Here is a 19330-nt window from a genome sequence, read left to right on the forward strand (position 1 = left end):
ACCCGCACCTGTCGGCCGGTGCGTGGGCCGACAGGTGCGGGTCCGGGCCGACAGGTGTGGCTGACGTGGCGGCTGTGGCCCAGCCGACACCGGTCGCGACCGGCCGCCACCGGCCCGGCGGGGCCTGCGGGAGGCCCTCGTACCATCGATCCCGTGCGCATCCGATCCGCCCGACCGACCAGTCCGAGCCCGCGACGGCGGCGTACGGCGGGGGCGCTGGCCGCTCTCACCGTGACCGCGCTGGTCGCCTCGGGATGCTCGCAGGAGCAGCAGGTCGACTTCACCGGCCGCGTGGTCGACCCGCCCTTCGAGGTCGCCGACACCACCCTCGAGACGACCGACGGCCAGCCCTTCACCCTGGCCACCGACGCCGACAAGCCGCTGACGCTGCTCTTCTTCGGCTACACCTCCTGCCCCGACATCTGCCCGCAGGTGCTCAACTCCCTGGCCTCGGGGCTGCTCAAGCTCGACGAGGAGCAGCGCAGCGAGGTCGACGTGGTCTTCGTCAGCACCGACCCGAAGAAGGACACCCCGGCGGTCATCGACGACTACCTCGGCAACTTCGACCCCTCCTTCACCGGCCTCACCGGAGACCTCGACGCCGTCAACCAGCTCGGGGAGTCGGTCGGCGTCTACGTCGACGACGGCGAGGCGCTGCCCGGCGGCGGCTACGACCCCAACGCCCACGGCACCTACGTCATCGCCGTCGACCAGGACGGCGAGGCCCCGGCGATCTGGGGCCGCGAGACCTCGCCCAGCCAGTTCGCCGACGACATCGGCTTCCTGCTCACCGGCGAGGTCCGCCAGGGCTGACCCGGCCCGTACGCCGCACCGCGCCGGCCGCCCGCGCCCGCCCGCGCACGCCCGCCCGCGCACGACCGCCCGCGCCCGACCGAGGCGGTCCGACCGTCCGAGGCGGCCTGCCCGGCCTCGACGTCCGGCGCCGCCTGGATGAGCCTCAGCCCGGCGAGGACGGGCTCGCGGCCGGTCGGCGCCGCCGCGGGGAGTGACGCCGCAGCAGCAGCCCGGTGACGACGGTGAGGCCCACGACGGCCGACAGGATGCCCGCACTGCCGAGCGGACCGTAGGCAGCGGCGAGCAGCACGGCGATCCAGGCCACGCTGGCGAGGGTGGCTCCGGCCACGACTCCGGCCAGGGCGAGCACGACCGGCGAGGTCCGTGTCCTCGCCGCTCGGGGGCGGGTGCGGGGCGTGGCCATGGCGGCCAGGCTAGCGGCGCTCCACGCAGGATGGTCGCGCCTCAGTGTCTCAGCGCCCGGGCACGTGGTCGAGTCCCTCGAGCACCTCGGCGCGCGAGTGGAACGGCCCGACGTGGACGGCCACCACCTCGCCGTCCGCGACCATCGCCGAGGCGGGCAGCCAGACCAGCGACGCCCGGCCGTCGAGGGAGCGCAGGAAGGACAGGTCGGCGTCCTGCCAGCTGTCGAAGGCGACACCGAGGTCGGCGATCAGGTCCTCGCCGTCGTCGGTGGAGACGTCGCGTGAGAGCCCCACGACCTGCAGGTCACCGGAGGCGTCGACCCGGTCGAGCAGCGGCATCTCCTCGCGGCAGGGGCCGCAGCTGCTGGCCCAGACGTTGACCAGGGTGGGCTCGTCGAGATCGGGCGCCGTCGCCGGTGCCGCGCCCAGGGGCGCGTCGGTCGGCAGCGTCACCGCGATCGGGTCGACGGCGATTCAGCCCGACTGCGGGAGGTCGGCGGGGCGGGTGTCGGGGGAGGTGTCGACGTAGGTGGTGGAGCAGCCGGCGAGCAGGAGCGCGGCGCCGGCCGTGACGAGGGCGGCGTGCCGGGGCCGACGACCGGTCCTGACGGCACCGGCGGGGCGCGGCATCAGCGCGCGGGCACGTAGTCGAGGCCGTCGAGCACCTCGGCGCGATCGCGGAACTCGCCGAGGTGCACGGCCACGACCTCGCCGTCGACCACCATGGCCGAGGCGGGCACGCTGTTGAGCGGCATCCGGCCGTCGAGGGCGACGGCGAACTCCGCGTCGGCGTCGAGCCAGCTGTCGAAGGTGACGTCGAGGTCGTCGATCATGGTCTGGCCCTGGGCGGCGGTGACGTCGCGGGAGAGGCCGAGCACCTGGAGGTCGCCGGAGCGCGACACCTCGTCGAGCAGCGGCATCTCGGCCTGGCAGGGCTCGCACCAGCTGGCCCAGACGTTGACCAGGGTGGGCTCGGTGAGGTCGGCGCTGGTGGCGTCGGTGCCGCCGAGGGGCTGGTCGGTGGGCAGCTCGGCCGCGATCGGGTCGACGCGGGTCCAGCCGGCCGCGACCGGGGCGTCCTCGTCGGCGCCGTCGGGGGTGGAGTCGACGTAGGTGGTCGAGCAGCCGGCGAGGGTCCAGACCGCGGCAGCGGTGAGGGCGGCGAGGGGGCGGAGCAGGCGGCGCGGCACGCCCTCCACGGTACCGGCCGGGCGCGCCTGGCCCCGCCCGCGCGCCCGGCTCAGGTGGGCGCGGGTCCCGTCGAGCGGCGTACGACGAGCGAGGTGGGCAGCACCCGCGCCGGCACGTCGCCGGCCCGTTCGGGGGGCGGGCGGCGGGCTCCCCGACGCCCGCCGCGCAGGGCGGCCTGGGCGAGGAGGGCCTCCAGCGCCCGGGCCCCGGCGTCCTCGGTGCGCTCGGCCAGCGTGGTGAGGGGCGGGTGGCAGAAGTCGGCGCCGAAGACGTCGTCGAAGCCGACGACGCTGACGTCGTCGGGCACCCGCACGCCGCGCTCGGCGAGGCGGCCGAGCACGCCGATGGCGAGCACGTCGTTGTGGGCCACGACGGCGGCGGCACCGGCGGCCAGCACCGAGTCGGCCGCGGCGGCCCCGGCGGCCCGGGTGGGGGTGAAGGGCCCGAAGCGGGTGGCGGCGAGGTCGTGGCGCTCGGCCGCGGCGCGCAGGCCGGCCCAGCGCCGGGCGCCCGACCACGACTCGGCCGGGCCACCGAGGAAGACGAACGCGCGGTGCCCGTGGGAGGCGAGGTGGGCGACGATCTGCTCGGTGCCGGCGTCGTAGTCGGCGACCACGCAGGTCAGGGCGGCGGCGGCACGGTTGACCAGCACGATCGCCTCGGTCTCGGCGAGCCGGGCGAGGGTCTCGTCGGGCAGGCGCGACGCGGCGAGCACGAAGCCGTCGACGGCGGGGCCGAGGCGACGCACGAGCTGCTCCTCGGTGGCCGCGCTCTCCTGGGAGTCGCTGATGACCAGGGTGGTGCCGGCGGCGGTGGCCGCGCGCTCGGCGCCCTTGATGACGCCGGCGAAGTAGGGGTTGGTGATGTCGGGCACGACGAGGGCGACGGTGCCGCGGCGTCCCGACTCGAGGGCCTGGGCGGTGGGGTCGGGGGCGTAGCCGAGCCGCTCGGCCACCTCGAGCACGTGGGCCCGGGTGCGGTGGTTGACCCGGCCGGGGTTGGTGAAGGAGCGCGACACGGTCGAGGCCGCGACGCCGGCCTCGCGGGCGACGTCGGTGATGGTGGCGCGGCGGCGGGGCCCGGGCGCGGTCGGTGGGGAGTCCACGGCGGCATCGTATGGCAATTTGTGGCAAACGATTGTCATGTGATGGGAGCCACTCCTAGCGTCCACCGCAGTCGCCGACCGTGAGACGGTCGCCACACCTGGAGGCAACACGATGGACGCACCCACGAGCCCGGCCGCCGAGGTCGAGCAGGCCCGCACCCCGGGCAAGGCCGCGCTGGCCGCCTGGAGCGGCAGCGCGCTGGAGTACTACGACCTGGCGATCTACGGCACCGCCGCCGCCCTGGTCTTCCCCGAGGTCTTCTTCCCCGAGAGCGACGGCGGCGCCGGCACGATCGCCGCCCTGGCCACCTTCGGCGTCGCCTACGTCGCCCGCCCCTTCGGCTCCTTCCTCATGGGCCACATCGGCGACCGCGTCGGCCGCAAGGCGGTCATGGTCGGCACGCTGCTGCTGATGGGCGTCTCGACGTTCCTCATCGGCTGCCTGCCCACCTACGACCAGGTCGGTCTGCTCGCGCCGGCCCTCCTCGTCGTGCTCCGCCTGCTCCAGGGCCTCTCGGCCGCCGGCGAGCAGGCCGGGGCCAACGCCATGAGCTTCGAGCACGCCCCCGACGACCGCCGCGGCTTCTTCACCAGCTTCACCCTCGGCGGCACCCAGGGCGGGCAGGTCCTGGCGCCGGCGATCTTCCTGCCGCTGGCCGCGGTGCTCCCCGAGGACCAGCTGCTCTCGTGGGGCTGGCGGGTGCCGTTCCTGCTCAGCGCGGTGCTGCTCGTGGTCGGTTTCGTGATCCGCCGCTCGCTGGAGGAGACCCCCGAGTTCCGCGCCGACGCCGCCGCCGGAGCGGCGGGTGCCCGACCGGCCCGCACGCCGCTGCGCGAGCTCTTCGCCGACCACTGGCCCAGCGTCCTGCGCGTCTTCTTCGCCGCCTTCGTGGCCATGGTCAACACCATGTTCCAGGTGTTCGCGCTGAGCTTCGCCACCTCCGAGGACTACGGCATCGAGATCAGCGGCACCACCATGCTGTGGCTGGCCATCGTGGCCAACCTGGTCGCCATCGCCACGATCCCGCTGTGGGCGCGCCTGTCGGACCGCGTCGGCCGCAAGCCGGTCTTCCTCGGCGGCCTGGTCGGCAGCGCGGTGCTCGTCACCGCCTTCCTCGGTGCCATCGCCGCCGGCGACGTGCCGTTGCTCTTCGTGCTCGGCGTGGCCCTCGCCGGGGTCGTCTACTCGATGCCCAACGCCGTGTGGCCCGCGACCTACGCGGAGTACTTCCCCACCTCGGTGCGCCTGTCGGGCATGGCCATCGGCACCCAGTTCGGCTTCGCCCTGGCCGGCTTCACCCCCACCATCGCCGGCGCCCTGATGGCCGGCGAGGCCGACAACTGGTGGCGCGTGGCCGCCTTCGCGTGCGGCGCCTGCGTCGTCTCCGGCGTCGCGGTGCTCACCGGCCCCCGCGCCACCCACCTCGTCGCCACCCGCGACCTCGGCCCCACCCGCGCCGAGCGCTCGGCGCGCGCGGCCGCGACCCCGGTGGGCGTGGCGTGACCGGGCGTACGTCGTACCTGCTCGGGCTGGTCGGCCGCGGCATCGGCGCCTCGCTCACCCCCGCGATGCAGGAGCGGGAGGGGCGGGAGGCGGGCCTGGCCCTGACCTACCGGCTGCTCGACGCCGACTCCCGCGACCTCGGCGACCTCGGCGGTCTCGCCCCGCACCAGCTGCTGGCCGAGGTGCTGGCCTGGGCGCGGCGGCTGGGCTACGACGGGCTCAACGTCACCCACCCCTTCAAGCAGGCCGTGATCCCGCTGCTCGACGACCTCTCCGACGACGCCGCCGACCTCGGGGCGGTCAACACGGTGGTCTTCCGCGACGGGCGGGCGCTGGGCCGCAACACCGACTGGTCGGGCTACGGCCGGGCCTTCCGGCAGGTGCTGCCCGACGCCGTCGAGGACCGGGTCGTGCTCGTCGGGGCCGGCGGTGCGGGCGCGGCGGTCGGCTACGGCCTGCTCGACCAGGGCGCCGAGCACGTCACCGTGGTCGACGCCGACCACGAGCGCGCCGAGGCCTGCGCCGTGCGCCTGGCCGAGCGCTGGGGCGACGAGCGCGTCGGTGCCTCGACCGACCTCGAGGGTGCGCTGGCCGGGGCGGGCGGGGTCGTCAACGCCACCCCCGTCGGGATGCTCGGCCACCCGGGCACCGCGGTGCCGGCGCGGCTGGTCGACCCCCGGTTGTGGGTCTCCGATGTCGTGTACTTCCCGCTCGAGACCGAGCTGGTGCGGCTGGCGCGCGACCGCGGGTGCCGGGTCGTGACCGGCGGCGGCATGGCGGTCCACCAGGCGGTGGGCGCCTTCGAGCTCTTCACCGGGCACGTGCCCGACGCCGCACGGATGTCGCGCCACTTCGCGGAGCTGACCGGTGCGGCCGGCGCGGCTGGTGCGGGCGCTGGTGCTGGCGTGCGGGCGGGCGCGGATCCGGACGCGGGGGCCGTCGGGCGCTCCGGGGCCGGCCCCGACGACTCGTCGGCCGGGTCGTCGGCCGGGTCGTCGGCCGGGTCTCCGGCCGGGTCGATGGCCGGGCGGGGCTGAGCGGGCGTGCGCACGGGCATCGCCACGGTCTCCCTCAGCGGGCGGCTCGTCGACAAGCTGCCGGCGATCGCCGCGGCGGGCTTCGACGGCATCGAGCTCTTCGACAACGACCTCGTCTCCAGCGACCTCTCACCCCGGGAGGTCGCGAGGCGCTGCGCCGACCTCGGACTGTCCGTCGACCTCTTCCAGCCGGTGCGCGACGTCGAGGGAGTGGCTCCGGCCGACTTCGCCCGGGTGGTGCACCGCTTCCGCGCCAAGCTCGCCGTGATGGCCGACCTGGGTGCACCGGTCGTGCTGTGCTGCTCCCACGCGGGCGCCGACGCGGTCGACGACCCCGACCTCAGCGCGGAGCAGCTCGCGGCCCTGGGCGACCTCGCCGCCGACGCCGGCGTCCGCATCGCCTACGAGGCGCTCGCCTGGGGCCGCCACGTGAGCCGGGTCGGCCAGGCGTGGGAGGTCGTGCGTCGTGCCGACCACCCGGCCGTCACCCTCGCCGTCGACACCTTCCACCTCCTCTCCCGCGGTGACGACGGCTCCGCCCTCGCGGGGGTGCCGGGGGAGCGGATCGGCTTCCTGCAGGTCGCGGACGCGCCCGCGCTCGACATGGACGTTCTCGAGTGGAGTCGGCACTTCCGCTGCTTCCCGGGCCAGGGCACCCTCGACGTGGCCGGCGTCGTGGCCGCCACCCTCGAGGCGGGCTACCGGGGACCGCTCTCCCTCGAGGTCTTCTCCGACGTCGTGCGTGAGGCCGACCCCGACGTCACCGCGCGCGACGCCATGCGCTCCCTCGTCTTCCTCGAGGACCAGCTCGCCGCACGACTGGGTGCAGCGGCGGATGCAGCGGCGAGTGGTGCGGCCGGCGCCAGGGAGAGCAACCCGGCGGGTGACCTGTCCGACGCCGGGGCGGGCGGCTCATCGGGCGGCTCGTCGGGCGGTCCGTCGGGCGGTTCGTCGGCCGGTCGGGCGGATGCGGTGTCGTCGGCCCGCGGGGTGGTCCGGGCCGTCGCTCCGCCGGCGCGGCGCACCGACGCCGCCTTCGTCGAGGTCGTCGACGGTCCGGGGGTGGGCGACCTGCTCGCCGGGCTCGGCTTCGTCGTCGCCGGTCGGCACCGCACGAAGCCGGTGACGTGGTGGCGCCACGGCGAGGCCCACGTGGTGGTCGACGCGAGCACGGCCGACCTGCCGCCCGGCTCGCGGGCGGGGGCCGTCACCGCGCTCGGCCTGGTGGCACCGCCGGTCGCGTCGGTCGCGGCCCGGGCGGGGGCCCTCCTGTGGCCGGCCGTCGACCGCCTGCGCGGCGCGGGTGAGGCCCTGCTCCCGGGGATCACCGCCCCCTCCGGGCTCCACGTCCACCTCTCCGACGAGCCGGGCCGCGCCGACCACTGGCAGGGCGACTTCGACCGGACTCCCGGCGACCGGGCCTCCGTCGACACGGCCTCCGTCGACCAGGCCTCCGTCGACCAGGCCTCCGTCGACACGGCCTCCGTCGACCGGACTCCGGTCGACCAGGCCTCCGTCGACCAGGCCTCCGTCGACCAGGCCTCCGTCGACCAGGGCGGGGCCGATGCCCCCGTGCGTCCGGAGGCCGCCGGCCGGACGCACCACGGCTGGCTCGGCGTCGACCACGTGGGCGTGGCCGTGCCGCGCGAGCTGCTCGACCAGGAGGTCTCCTTCCACCGCACCCTGCTCGCGCTCGAGCCCGGCCCCGTGGAGGAGTTCATGGAGCCCGCGGGTCGCCTCCGCAGCCGCGCGCTCCGCCCCCACGAGGGCGACCTGCGCGTCGTCCTCAACGTCGCCGAGACCTCCCGCTCGGGCCCACCGCGCCGCGGCGTGACGCAGGTGGCCTTCGCCGTGCCCGACGCCCACGCCGCCTCCCGGCGCCTGCGTGAGGCGGGGATCGCGCTGATGCCGGTGCCCGACAACTACTACGTCGACCTCGACGCCCGCTTCGACCTCGGCGCGGAGCGGATCGCCGACCTGCGCGAGCACGGGCTGCTCTACGACCGCGCGGGCGCCGGCGAGCTGCTGCACCTCTACACCCCGGTGCTGCCCGGTGGCTTCCACGTAGAGCTGGTCGAGCGCCGCGGGGGCTACGACGGCTACGGCCAGGCCGGCACCCACGTGCGGCTCGCAGCCCAGGCCGACGCGGCGGCCGACCCGGCGATCCACCCTGCGATCCACCCTGCGATCCACCCGGCGACCGATCCCCCGACCGGCCCTCTGACCGACCGTGCGGCCGAGGCGGGCCGGGCGGCCGCGGCCGTCCGGTGCGGCTGAGCACGGGGAGACGGCGGCCGGCGGCGGGGTGGGTCGCCACGAGGCCACTCCGCAGGTCGTGTCCTGCTGCTAGGGGGAGGGGCACGACCGTGCCCCTCCCCCTAGCACGCGAGCAGGTCGCCCCGGGCCGGGTGCGGCGCGGCCTGCGACGCTGCCGTCCCGCCCTATGCTCGCCGCCATGAACGAGCCCGTCCCCGACTCCGCTGCCGCCGCGCCGGCGGGCCGGCGGCGCGGTCCGGGCGAGGACTTCGTGCAGTCCCTGGCGCGGGGGCTGGACGTGATCACGGCCTTCGACGCCGACCACGGCTCGATGACGCTCAGCCAGGTGGCGGCCCGCACCGGGCTGAGCCGGGCCACCGTGCGACGGCTGCTGCTGACCCTGGTCGAGCTCGGCTACGTGCGCCTCACCGGCACCAGCTTCGCCCTCACCCCGCAGGTGCTGCGTCTCGGCACGGCGTACCTGTCGGGCATGGGGCTGCCGCAGGTCGCCCAGCCGCACCTTGAGCGGCTCTCGGCGCAGGTGGGCGAGTCGACGTCGGCGGCGGTGCTCGACGGTGCGGAGATCGTCTACGTCGCGCGGGTCGCGACCCGGCGGCTGATGACGGTGGGGATCACCGTGGGCACCCGCTTCCCGGCCCACGCGACGTCGATGGGGCGGGTGCTGCTGGCGGCCCTGTCCGACGAGGCGGTCGCGGCCCACCTCGACGCTGCCGCCCTCACCCCGCTCACGCCGCACACCGTGACCGAGGCGAGCGTCCTGCGGGACCGGGTCGAGGAGACCCGCCGGCAGGGGTGGGCGCTGGTGGACCAGGAGCTCGAGCTCGGCCTGCGCTCCCTCGCCGTGCCGCTGCGCGACGCGCACGGCGCCGTGGTGGCGGCCCTCAACATCTCCACCTCGGCCACCGGGCCCGACCCGCTGACCCACCTCGAGGCCCTGCGGGAGACCGCCGCGGCCGTGGCGGCCGACCTCGCCCTCACGGCGGGCTGAGGCGCTTGCGCAGCTGCATCGTGGCGGGCTCCTCCCACGGCCGGGCGCCGGTGGGTCAGAGGACGTGCTCGCCGTACATCTCGCCGAGCGGGTCGGCGATGAGCTCGATGCGCGCGCCGTCTGGGTCGCGGAAGTAGATCGAGACCCCGGAGTGGACCTCGTGCTCCACGCCGGCCTCGGTGAGCCGGGCCCGCAGCGCCTCCCAGCGCTCGGGCTCCACCGAGATGGCCAGGTGGTGCAGGCCGCCGAGCACCTCGGCGTAGAAGCCGACGTCGAGACCGGGGAAGTCGAAGAACGCCAGCAGGTTGGAGTTGCCGATGTCGAAGAAGAAGTGCGAGGAGCCGGCGTAGTCGCGGTTCTCGATCAGCTCGGTCAGCGGGAAGCCGAGGACGTCCTGGTAGAAGCGGACGGTGCGCTCGACGTCGCTGCTGATCAGGGCCGTGTGGTGCAGACCCCGTGCGGTGGAGGCGGGTCGCTCGGCGGCCGGACGCAGGTGGGTGTCGCGGATCCGGGTGCGCTCGGCCTCGATGGCGACGAGGTCGCGGTCCTGCTCGCTCACGGGGGGCTCCTTCTCTGGGTGCGGTGCTGGTGCTGGTGCTGGTGCGGGTGCTGGTGCGGGGGAGGTGCGGGGAGGGCGGGAACGCCCTGGACGGGCTCAGGCCGCGATCGTGGCGTGCATCTCCCACACCAGGATCTCGGCCGGCTCGGTGGCGGTCACCTTCTGGCCGCCCGTGGCGGTGAAGCGCACGGCGTCGCCGGTCGCGAGCGGGCCGGCGCCCTCGAGCACCACCTCACCGCGCGGCACGAAGAGGTGCAGGAAGGGCGCGTCGGGCAGCTCGACGCTCTGGCCGGGCTGGAGCCGCGCGGCGTGGAGCGCGGCGTAGCGGTTGCGGATGCGGATGGCCGAGGCGCCGTCGTGCTGCTTCATCCCGGAGGCGACCGGCACCAGGCTGCCGCTCATCAGCTCGGCGTCGATCTCGAGCTGCTCGTAGCCGGGCACGACGCCCGACTCGTCCGGCACGACCCACATCTGCACGAAGTGCACCGGGTCGGTGTGGGCCTGCCCCTCGAGACGCCAGGAGTCGTTCTTCTCCGAGTGCAGGATGCCCCGCCCGGCGCTCATGCGCTGGGCCAGGCCGGGGTAGATGATGCCGGAGTGACCGGTCGAGTCCTGGTGGACCAGCGAGCCCTGCATCACCCAGGTGACGATCTCCATGTCGCGGTGCGGGTGGGTGTCGAAGCCCGTGCCCGCGTCGACCACGTCGTCGTTGTTGACCAGCAGCAGCCCGTGGTGGGTGTTGGCCGGGTCGTGGTGGTGGCCGAAGGAGAACGAGTGCTTGGAGTCGAGCCAGCCGAAGCTGCTCGCGAAGCGGTCGGAGGAGCGCCGGACGTCGAGGCCCTCGTCGAGCCGGACGGCGCTGCTGCGGGGGGTGCTGCGGTCGCTCATGGGTGGTCCTCCCGGGGACGATGGGTAGATGATACGTCAACTACCAGAGTTCAACCTAGGTGATATGTCAACTATTCCGTAGGGTGTCCCCATGACCACCTCTGCCGCCGGCGTCGACGCCGCCGTTGATGCCGCCGATGCCGACGCTCCGTGGCTCGACGACCGCGAGCAGGCGGTTTGGCGCCAGTGGATCCGGGTGTCGGGCCGCCTGCCCGCCGCCCTGCACCGCGACCTCCAGCGCAGCAGCGACCTGTCCCTGCCCGACTTCGACGTGCTGGTGCGGCTGACCGAGAGTGACGAGGGTCGCATGCGCGTCTCGGCGCTTGCTGCCTCGCTGCAGTGGGAGCGCAGCAGGCTCTCGCACCACGTGGGTCGGATGGGGCGCCGCGGACTGGTCGAGCGCGAGGACTGCGTCGACGACGCACGCGGAGCGTTCATCGCGGTCACCGACGCCGGTCGCGCCGCCATCGAGCGCGCCGCCCCTGACCACGTGCGCACGGTGCGCTCGCTCGTCTTCGACGCCCTGAGCGAGGACGAGGTCGCCGCCTTCGGCGAGGTCATGACCCGGATCCTCTCGCGCTTGGACGCCGAGGAGGGGTAGCCTGTTCGCAGAGCGAATGAATGTTCGGCATGCGAACGCTGCCGGACGTCGCGCTCGGAACAGGAGCCCGCCATGCCGTCCTCGCCCGCCCCGGCCTCCGGGGCCGCCACCTCCCACCTCTACGCCGCGGCCCGCACGCCCTTCGGCCGCTTCGGTGGCGCACTGGCCCAGGTGCGCCCCGACGACCTGGCCGCGACCGCGCTGCGCGGCGTGCTCGACCGGCTGCCCGACCTCGACCCCGCGCGCATCGACGACGTGCTGTGGGGCAACGCCAACGGCGCCGGTGAGGACAACCGCAACGTCGGGCGGATGGCCGTCCTGCTCGCGGGCCTGCCCGTCTCCGTGCCGGCCACCACCGTCAACCGCCTCTGCGGCTCCAGCCTCGACGCCGCCATGCAGGGCTCGCGCACCGTGGAGACCGGCGACGCCGACGTCGTGGTCGTCGGCGGCGTGGAGTCGATGACCCGGGCGCCCTGGGTGCTGCCCAAGCCCTCGCGCGCCTTCCCCGCCGGCAACGTCACCGCCGTCTCGACCACCCTGGGCTGGCGCCTGGTCAACGAGCGGATGCCCGCGGAGTGGACCGTCTCGCTCGGCGAGAGCAACGAGATGCTCGCCGAGGAGCTCGGCATCGACCGGGCCCGTCAGGACGCCTGGGCCGCCCGCTCGCACGTGCTGGCCGACGAGGCGTGGGCCGCGGGGCGCTACGACGACCTCGTCGTGCCGGTGCCCGGCGTCGACCTGGCCCGCGACGAGGGCATCCGCCCGGGCTCGACCGCGGAGTCGCTGGCGGGCCTCACGCCGTCCTTCCGCAGCGCCGAGGCGGGCGGCACGATCACCGCCGGCAACGCCTCGCCGCTCAACGACGGCGCCTCGGCCCTCGTGCTCGGCTCGGCGTCGGCCGCCGAGCTGCTCGGCGCCGAGCCCCTCGCGCGGGTCGCGGGCCGCGGGGTCCACGCGCTCGAGCCGCAGCGCTTCGGCTACGCCCCGGTGGAGGCCGCGCAGAAGGCCCTCGACCGCGCGGGCGTCGCGTGGGGCGACGTCGGGGCCGTGGAGCTCAACGAGGCCTTCGCCGTGCAGTCGATCGCCTGCGTCGACGCCTGGCTCGCGCGCGGCCTGCGCGACGCCGAGGTGGTCAACGCTTGGGGCGGCGCGATCGCGATCGGCCACCCCCTCGGCGCCAGCGGTGCGCGCATCCTCGGCACGCTCGCCCACCGCCTGCGCGCCAGCGGCGAGCGCTGGGGCGTCGCGGCGATCTGCATCGGCGTCGGGCAGGGCCTGGCCGTGGTGCTGGAGAACGAGCACGCCGGGACGGGCCGGGCGTGAGCGCGACGACCGTCCACGAGACCCACGACGAGGCCGTCGCCGGGGTCGAGGACGGGTCGACGGTGCTGATCGGCGGCTTCGGCATGGCCGGCATGCCCGTCGACCTCGTCGACGCCCTCATCCGGCAGGGCGCCTCCGACCTGGTCGTGGTGTCCAACAACGCGGGCAACGGCGACACCGGCCTGGCCGCGCTGCTGGCCGCCGGGCGGGTGCGCAGGATGGTCTGCTCCTTCCCCCGCCAGTCCGACTCGTGGGTCTTCGACGGGCTCTACCGCTCCGGGCGCATCGAGCTGGAGGTCGTGCCCCAGGGCACCTTGGCCGAGCGGATGCGGGCCGCCGGCGCCGGCATCGGGGCGTTCTTCTGCCCCACCGCCGTCGGCACGCCCCTGGCCGAGGGCAAGGAGACCCGCGAGATCGAGGGCCGCACCTACGTGCTCGAGCACCCGATCAGGGGCGACTACGCGCTGATCGGCGCCCACGTGGCCGACGCGATGGGCAACCTGGTCTACCGCAAGACCGCGCGCAACTTCGGTCCCGTCATGGCCACCGCGGCCCGCACCACCATCGCCCAGGTCTCCCGCGTGGTGCCCGTCGGCGGGCTCGACCCCGAGCACGTCGTCACCCCCGGCATCTACGTCGACCGCGTCGTCGCCGCCCCCGGGGCGGGCCCCGGCGTCATGGCCGGCGACCTCCAGCAGCAGGAGCAGGCATGACCCTCGAGCACACCGACCGCGGCCCGCTGGGCAGGGCGGAGATGGCGGCCGTCGTGGCCCGCGACATCCCGCCCGGCTCCTACGTCAACCTCGGCATCGGCCAGCCCACCCTGGTCGCCGACCACCTGCCGGAGGGCTCCGGCGTGGTGCTCCACACCGAGAACGGCATGCTCCACATGGGCCCGGCCGCCACCGGCGGACCCGACGACCCGGTCGACCCCGACCTCACCAACGCCGGCAAGGTCCCCGTCACCGAGCTGCCCGGCGCCTCCTACTTCCACCACGCCGACTCCTTCGCCATGATGCGCGGCGGCCACCTCGACGTGTGCGTCCTCGGCGCCTTCCAGGTCGCCGCCGGCGGCGACCTGGCCAACTGGCACACCGGGGCGCCCGACGCCATCCCCGCGGTCGGCGGGGCCATGGACCTCGCGATCGGCGCCAAGCAGGTGCTGGTGATGATGAGCCTCTTCGCGAAGGACGGCTCGCCCAAGCTGGTCGAGGCCTGCACCTACCCCCTCACCGGTGCCGGCTGCGTCGACCGGGTCTACACCGACCTCGCGACCTTCCGCGTCGGCACCGGCCCCGACGGGCGCGGGGTCGAGGTGCTCGAGACCTGGGGCACGACGTACGACGAGCTGGCCGCGCGGCTCGACGTACCGCTGGTGCGGGCCTGACCGCCCGGCCCCGACCGGGCCCGCGCGTCGGGCACCCGAAAGGGTGGACTTCGCCCGGAGGGGGTCCGATCGGCGGCGCGGTCTGGGACCATCGGCCAATGCCCATCTCCGGGGACGCGCCCCAGCGCGCGTCTGCGACCGCCTCCACGCCCGTCGACGGCACCCTCGGTCTCAGCGAGTCCAGCCACCCGCCGGCCACCGTGCTCGCCGTGGTCGGCGAGGTCGACGTCCGCACCGTCGGCTCCCTGCGCACCCGCCTCACCGACCTCCTCGTCGAGGGCAGCCCGCGCCTCGTGGTCGACCTCAGCGGCGTCACCTTCATGGACTCCTCGGGCCTCGGTGCGCTGGTCAGCGCGCAGAAGCGGGCCCGGGTCTTCCGGGGCACGCTCGTGCTCGTCGTGGTCAACGACGCGATTCTGCGGGTGCTGCGGCTGACCGCGCTCGACCGGGTCTTCACCGTGCACGCGACCCTCGAGGAGGCCCTGGCCTCCGCCCGCGAGGACGCACGCGAGCCGGGCGCGCCCGAGAGGGTCGCGGAGCCGGAGCCGCGGGGGTGACCCCAGAGGGGCCCGGGTCGACGCCGCCCGCCCGCGTGGCGCCGGCGGCCCTGCCGCCGGCCTGGTCGATGCGCGACGTGCTCGCCGCCGGGGGACAGGTCGGCCGCGACCTGCTCGACGTCGACTGGGCGACCACGTCGGTGGGAGAGCCCGACGCTTGGCCCCTGAGCCTGCGCAACGCGGTGAGGATCCTGCTCACCTCGCGCTTCTCGATGTGGATGGCCTGGGGCGCCGACCTCACCTTCTTCTGCAACGACGCCTACCGCCGCGACACGCTCGGGGAGAAGTACCCCTGGGCGCTGGGTCGCCCCGCCGCGCAGGTGTGGTCGGAGATCTGGGCCGACATCGAGCCGCGCATCGACCACGTGATGACCAGCGGCGAGGCCACCTGGGACGAGGCCCTCCAGCTCTTCCTGCAGCGCAGCGGCTACGTCGAGGAGAGCTACCACACGTTCTCCTACAGCCCGCTGGCCGACGACGACGGACTCATCGCCGGCATGCTCTGCGTGGTCGCCGAGGTCACCGAGCAGGTGGTCGCGGAGCGCCGGATGACCACCCTGCGCGACCTGGGTGTCCGCTCGGGCGCCGCCCGCACCGAGGCGGCCGCCGTGGCCGAGGCCTGCGCCCACCTCGAGAGGGGCGCCGCGTCGCTGCCCTTCGTGGCGGTCTACCTCTTCGACGACGACGGCCGCACCGCGGTGCGCGCCGGCACCGCCGGCATCTCCACCGACCACGCCGCCGCGCCGTCGGCGCTGGTGGTCGACGACCCCGCCTCCCCCTGGCCCGCGGCCGCGGCCCGGCGCGGGGAGACCTCGGTGGTCGACCTCGACCCCGCGGTCGACCCGACCTGGGCCGACCTGCCCACCGGCGCCTGGGCCGAGCCGCCGCTGCGCGCCCTGGTGGTGCCCGTGACCGCGCAGGGCGCGAGCGGCCACCCCTACGGCCTGCTGGTCGTCGGGCTCAACCGCTACCGCCCCCTCGACGAGGGCTACGCCGGCTTCGTGGAGCTCGTGGCCGCCCACCTGTCCTCCGCGATCAGCGACGCACGGACGATCGAGGCCGAGAAGGAGCGCGCCGAGGGCCTCGCGCGTCTCGACCAGGCCAAGACCGACTTCCTCACCAACGTCAGCCACGAGCTGCGCACGCCCTTGACCCTGCTGCTCGGCCCGGCCGAGGACGCCCTGGCCGACACCGAGACGCCGCTCGGGCCCCCGCAGCGCGACCGTCTCGAGGTCGTGGCCCGCAACGGTCAGCGGATGCTGCAGCTGGTCAACACCCTGCTCGACTTCTCCCGGCTCGAGGCCGGGCACACCACCGGGCGCTTCGAGCGCGTCGACCTGGTGCGCGAGACCACCGAGCTGGTGGGGATGTTCGCGTCCGCCACGGCCCGGGCGGGCCTCGCGCTGCGGGTGAGCGGCGAGGTGTCGTCACCGACCTACGTCGACCGCGAGCACTGGGCCACGATCGTGCTCAACCTGCTCAGCAACGCCGTCAAGTTCACCTTCGACGGTGCGGTGACCGTGACCCTCGTCGAGGCCGACGGCCGGGTCGAGCTGCGGGTCGCCGACACCGGCGAGGGCATCGCCGCCGAGGAGCTCGAGCGGCTCTTCGACCGCTTCCACCGGGTGCGCGGCGCGCGCTCGCGCTCCCACGAGGGGTCGGGGGTCGGGCTCGCGCTCGTCGCCGAGCTGGCCGCGCTCCACGGCGGCACCGTGGCGGTGGCCTCGGAGGTCGGCGTCGGCACCACCTTCACCGTCACCCTGCCGACGGGCTCGGGCCACCTCCCGCTCGACCAGGTCGCCCACGAGCCCTCCGGTGGCGACCACGCCGTGGCCGGCACCCAGGCCCGCGGCAAGGTCGCCGAGACCATGCGGTGGCTGGCCGAACCGGCCGCGGCCGTCCCGGGGCAGGGCGACGGGGCGCCCTCCGGCGCCGACTCCCGGGACGCCCGGGACTCCGGGACCGGCAGCGCCGAGGCGCAGGCGGGCGTCGCGCGGGTGCTCGTGGTCGACGACAACGCCGACATGCGCGGCTACGTCGGCGACCTGCTGCGCGGCGCGGCGTACGACGTGAGCGTGGCCGTCGACGGTGTCGACGCCCTCGAGCAGATGACCCGCGAGCGGCCCGACCTCGTGCTGACCGACGTGATGATGCCCCGCCTCGACGGCTTCGGGCTGCTGCGCGCGATGCAGGCCGAGCCGCTGCTCGCCACGGTGCCGGTGGTGATGCTCTCGGCGCGCGGCGGCGAGGAGGCGACGCTGGAGGGGCTCGAGGCCGGTGCCGACGACTACCTGGTCAAGCCCTTCTCCGCGCGCGAGCTGCTCGCGCGGGTGCGGGTCAATCTCGAGCTCGACCGCGCCGAGCGGGTGCGCGACGCGCTGCTGCGCAGCGAGGAGCTGCTCGACCAGGCGCAGGGGCTGGCGCGCATCGGCAGCTGGGAGATCGACCTCGAGCGCGACACGATCATGGCCTCGCGCACCTTCCTCGAGCTCATGGAGCACACCCAGGAGGACTTCGACCGGCTCGGCACGGCCGCGGTGATCGGCACCCTGGTGCACCCCGACGACCTCGCGCGGGTCACCGCCGAGCTGGCCGGGGCCGTGCCCGGTCACCTCATCGAGTACGAGACCAGGATCGTGCTCCCCTCCGGCGGCGAGCGGCTCTTCCTGCTGCGGGGACGCGCCGAAGAGCCCGGCGAGGGCACCCGCGTGCTGCGCGGCTCCTTCCAGGACATCACCGAGCAGCGCGCCACCCAGCGACGCCTCGTGGCCGCCGAGGCCGAGACCCGGGCCGCCGCCCGCGAGCGCCTCATCGCCGACGAGCTCCAGCGCAGCCTGCTGCCCGACGACACCTTCGCCGTCGAGGCCCTCGACCTCGCCGCCTTCTACCGCTCCGGCACCGAGGGCACCCACGTCGGCGGCGACTGGTACGACGTCGTCGACCTCGGCGCCGGCCGCACCGCCCTGGTCGTCGGCGACGTGATGGGCCGCGGGGTGCGCGCGGCCGCGGTCATGGGCCAGCTGCGCGCGGCCGTGCGGGCCTTCGCCCGGATGGGCCTGACCCCCGCCGACGTGCTCGAGCAGCTCGACGGCCTCGTGCAGGACCTCGCCGGCGAGCAGATCGTCACCTGCGTCTACTCCGTCTTCGACGCCTCCGACCAGACCCTCTCGTGGGCCAACGCCGGGCACCTCCCGGTCGTGCTGGCCCACCCCGACGGGGGCTCGCTGCTGCTCGAGGCCAGCGGCCCGCCCCTCGGCGCCGGCTTCTTCGGCGCCGAGACCCGCGTCGAGCAGGCCCACGCCGGCAGCACCCTCGTGCTCTACACCGACGGGCTGGTCGAGCGCCGCGACGGCGACCTCGACGCGACCATCGGCCACCTCGTCGAGCACGTGGTGGAGCGGGTGGTCGGGCAGGCGGTGGCCGACGGACCGCGGGCCGGGTCGGCGCGGGCCGCGTCGGCGCCGGCCGGGGCTGCCCCGGGCGGCCCGACCGAGCTCGCCGACGGCCTGGCCGCGCGCTTCGCCGGCGACGCCGCCGACGACGACATCGCGGTCGTGGTGGCGCGGGTGGTGGGCTCGCCGTACGTCGACGTGCTCCAGCAGCGCTTCGCCCACCGCGACGTCGCCCCGGCCCAGGCCCGTCACGCCGTCGCCGAGCGGCTGCGCGCGTGGGGCGTGCCCGCCGAGCGGGTCGACGACCTCGTCCTGGCCACCAGCGAGCTGGTCACCAACGCGCTGGTCCACGCCCGACCGCCCATCGACCTGCGGCTGCAGCGCACGGAGCACGAGTTGCTGCTCGAGGTCTCCGACCACACCGTGCTGCGCCCGCGGCGACGGCGCCCCGACGACGCCGACGAGCACGGTCGCGGGCTCAACATCATCGAGGCCGTGTCCGACGACTGGGGCACCCGGATCACCCCGGTCGGCAAGGCCGTGTGGTGCTCGGTGCGCTGGGCGGGCCCGGAGGAGCCCTAGGGGCACCCGGCCGGTCGCTCAGTCGGGGTGGACCTGCACCACGATCCGCCCGGGCTCGTCGGCGCGGTCGCCCCACACGGTGAGCCTGACCGCGCCGGGCTCGACACCGGCCGACTCGAAGCCGCGGTTGTAGACGTCGCGCACCGAGAGCTGTCCCTCGGTGACGAGGGTGAAGGTGCCGAGGTCGACCGGGGCGTCGCCCGGCGCGGCGCCGGCGAAGTCGACCACCAGGGGGCTGCTCACCACCACCGCGACGCAGTCGTCGGAGGCTGCGCACGAGAGCCCGTCGAAGGTGGTGGGGGGCGTGAACTGCTCGCTGCCCACCACCAGGACCACGGAGCTCGGGACGTCGATCGGCTCGCTCATGCCGCCCATCGTGCCCGCCCCCGCCGACAGCCCGGGCCCGCCCCGTCGTACCGCCGGCCGCGCCCGGTGAGCACGGGGGCTGGCCCGGGCCGCCCGCGCTAGGTTCGGTGCATGAGCCACGGCGAGGACGAGCAGGCCGACCGCCCCGACGACGCGACCGCGCCCGGAGCTGGGCACGACCCCGACCGGGTCGAGACCCGCGCCGAGCTGCTCCCCGAGGAGCAGGAGGCCGGCAGCGACGACCCCGAGGCGCAGGCCGCGGCGATCCTCGCCGACTCCGACGAGCGCACCGAGGCCCCCGAGGAGACCCGGCACGGCTCCACCCCGACCCCCGACTGAGCCCGGGCGTCACC

General features: G+C 75.3%; 20 protein-coding genes. 12 read left to right on the top strand and 8 right to left on the bottom strand.

The genetic code is table 11. The features are described from left to right. Nucleotides 1–153 precede the first annotated feature (153 nt). Nucleotides 154–813 carry an SCO family protein gene (locus tag ASF47_RS05730; protein ID WP_162242264.1) on the top strand — a complete coding sequence of 220 codons (660 nt, stop codon included), beginning with the start codon at nt 154–156 and terminating at the stop codon, nt 811–813. A gap of 145 nt (nt 814–958) precedes the next feature. Here ASF47_RS05730 and ASF47_RS05735 read toward each other — a convergent pair whose 3' ends face one another. The 5 genes from ASF47_RS05735 to ASF47_RS05750 are packed head-to-tail and all read right to left on the bottom strand — an operon-like array spanning nt 959 to nt 3516. Beyond that, nucleotides 959–1219 (bottom strand): hypothetical protein, encoded by a 261-nt coding sequence (locus tag ASF47_RS05735; RefSeq protein ID WP_156697764.1) that lies wholly within the window; start codon nt 1217–1219, stop codon nt 959–961. 49 nt (nt 1220–1268) lie between these two features. Next, complete coding sequence (locus tag ASF47_RS05740; RefSeq protein ID WP_056863082.1) at nt 1269–1673, bottom strand: TlpA family protein disulfide reductase; 405 nt, start codon at nt 1671–1673, stop codon at nt 1269–1271. 21 nt (nt 1674–1694) lie between these two features. Beyond that, a complete protein-coding gene (locus ASF47_RS20970; RefSeq protein ID WP_156697765.1) occupies nt 1695–1850 on the bottom strand; it encodes a hypothetical protein in 156 nt (51 codons plus the stop codon). Beyond that, the gene (locus ASF47_RS21440) at nt 1850–2410 is read right to left on the bottom strand and encodes a TlpA family protein disulfide reductase (RefSeq protein WP_056863083.1); all 561 of its coding nucleotides are present in this window, start codon (nt 2408–2410) and stop codon (nt 1850–1852) included. The genes ASF47_RS20970 and ASF47_RS21440 overlap by 1 nt, the downstream gene beginning before the upstream one ends. A 50-nt stretch (nt 2411–2460) precedes the next feature. Continuing rightward, nucleotides 2461–3516, bottom strand: a complete 1056-nt coding sequence (locus ASF47_RS05750; RefSeq protein WP_056863084.1) for a LacI family DNA-binding transcriptional regulator — start codon at nt 3514–3516, stop codon at nt 2461–2463. 112 nt (nt 3517–3628) lie between these two features. On the opposite strand from ASF47_RS05750, the gene ASF47_RS05755 reads away from it, so the two are divergent. From ASF47_RS05755 to ASF47_RS05770, 4 genes are all read left to right on the top strand, one after another. Next, nucleotides 3629–5020, top strand: coding sequence for an MFS transporter (locus tag ASF47_RS05755; protein WP_056863085.1), 1392 nt, complete (start codon nt 3629–3631; stop codon nt 5018–5020). After that, entirely contained in the window at nt 5017–6057 is a 1041-nt protein-coding gene (locus tag ASF47_RS05760) for a shikimate dehydrogenase (RefSeq protein ID WP_082500065.1), read from the top strand. The genes ASF47_RS05755 and ASF47_RS05760 overlap by 4 nt, the downstream gene beginning before the upstream one ends. Nucleotides 6058–6063: 6 nt before the next feature. Continuing rightward, nucleotides 6064–8334 (top strand): sugar phosphate isomerase/epimerase and 4-hydroxyphenylpyruvate domain-containing protein, encoded by a 2271-nt coding sequence (locus tag ASF47_RS21655; RefSeq protein WP_200918970.1) that lies wholly within the window; start codon nt 6064–6066, stop codon nt 8332–8334. 178 nt (nt 8335–8512) lie between these two features. Beyond that, nucleotides 8513–9322 carry an IclR family transcriptional regulator domain-containing protein gene (locus ASF47_RS05770; protein ID WP_082500132.1) on the top strand — a complete coding sequence of 270 codons (810 nt, stop codon included), beginning with the start codon at nt 8513–8515 and terminating at the stop codon, nt 9320–9322. Between the two features lie 55 nt (nt 9323–9377). On the opposite strand, the gene ASF47_RS05775 is transcribed toward ASF47_RS05770, so the two are convergent. Together ASF47_RS05775 and ASF47_RS05780 are read right to left on the bottom strand one after the other, a co-directional pair. After that, complete coding sequence (locus ASF47_RS05775; RefSeq protein ID WP_056863086.1) at nt 9378–9881, bottom strand: VOC family protein; 504 nt, start codon at nt 9879–9881, stop codon at nt 9378–9380. Nucleotides 9882–9977: 96 nt separating this feature from the next. Next, nucleotides 9978–10769: a pirin family protein gene (locus ASF47_RS05780; RefSeq protein WP_056863087.1), complete on the bottom strand. Its 792-nt coding sequence runs from the start codon at nt 10767–10769 to the stop codon at nt 9978–9980. A gap of 91 nt (nt 10770–10860) precedes the next feature. Between ASF47_RS05780 and ASF47_RS05785 the strand changes: the two genes are divergently transcribed. The 6 genes from ASF47_RS05785 to ASF47_RS05810 all read left to right on the top strand — a co-directional run bounded on the left by ASF47_RS05785 (nt 10861) and on the right by ASF47_RS05810 (nt 18611). Then, the gene (locus tag ASF47_RS05785) at nt 10861–11370 is read left to right on the top strand and encodes a MarR family winged helix-turn-helix transcriptional regulator (RefSeq protein WP_056863088.1); all 510 of its coding nucleotides are present in this window, start codon (nt 10861–10863) and stop codon (nt 11368–11370) included. Nucleotides 11371–11442: 72 nt separating this feature from the next. After that, a complete protein-coding gene (locus tag ASF47_RS05790; RefSeq protein ID WP_056863089.1) occupies nt 11443–12693 on the top strand; it encodes a thiolase family protein in 1251 nt (416 codons plus the stop codon). Then, on the top strand, nt 12690–13406 hold the full coding sequence (locus ASF47_RS05795) for a 3-oxoacid CoA-transferase subunit A (RefSeq protein WP_056863090.1): 717 nt from the start codon (nt 12690–12692) through the stop codon (nt 13404–13406). The genes ASF47_RS05790 and ASF47_RS05795 overlap by 4 nt, the downstream gene beginning before the upstream one ends. Next, nucleotides 13403–14080, top strand: coding sequence for a 3-oxoacid CoA-transferase subunit B (locus ASF47_RS05800; protein WP_056863091.1), 678 nt, complete (start codon nt 13403–13405; stop codon nt 14078–14080). Before ASF47_RS05795 ends, ASF47_RS05800 begins: the two co-directional genes overlap by 4 nt. Nucleotides 14081–14178: 98 nt before the next feature. Then, nucleotides 14179–14637, top strand: a complete 459-nt coding sequence (locus ASF47_RS05805) for an STAS domain-containing protein (RefSeq protein ID WP_082500066.1) — start codon at nt 14179–14181, stop codon at nt 14635–14637. Next, nucleotides 14634–18611: a SpoIIE family protein phosphatase gene (locus ASF47_RS05810; RefSeq protein ID WP_156697767.1), complete on the top strand. Its 3978-nt coding sequence runs from the start codon at nt 14634–14636 to the stop codon at nt 18609–18611. Before ASF47_RS05805 ends, ASF47_RS05810 begins: the two co-directional genes overlap by 4 nt. Before the next feature lie 18 nt (nt 18612–18629). Here ASF47_RS05810 and ASF47_RS05815 read toward each other — a convergent pair whose 3' ends face one another. Next, nucleotides 18630–18977: a hypothetical protein gene (locus tag ASF47_RS05815; RefSeq protein WP_056863093.1), complete on the bottom strand. Its 348-nt coding sequence runs from the start codon at nt 18975–18977 to the stop codon at nt 18630–18632. 111 nt (nt 18978–19088) lie between these two features. Here ASF47_RS05815 and ASF47_RS05820 point away from each other — a divergent pair, with 111 nt between their 5' ends. Further along, nucleotides 19089–19316, top strand: a complete 228-nt coding sequence (locus ASF47_RS05820) for a hypothetical protein (protein ID WP_056863094.1) — start codon at nt 19089–19091, stop codon at nt 19314–19316. Nucleotides 19317–19330 lie beyond the last annotated feature (14 nt).

Origin of the sequence: Nocardioides sp. Leaf285 (assembly GCF_001422955.1) — a bacterium.
In the GTDB taxonomy this organism is placed as follows: Bacteria; Actinomycetota; Actinomycetes; order Propionibacteriales; family Nocardioidaceae; genus Nocardioides; species Nocardioides kribbensis.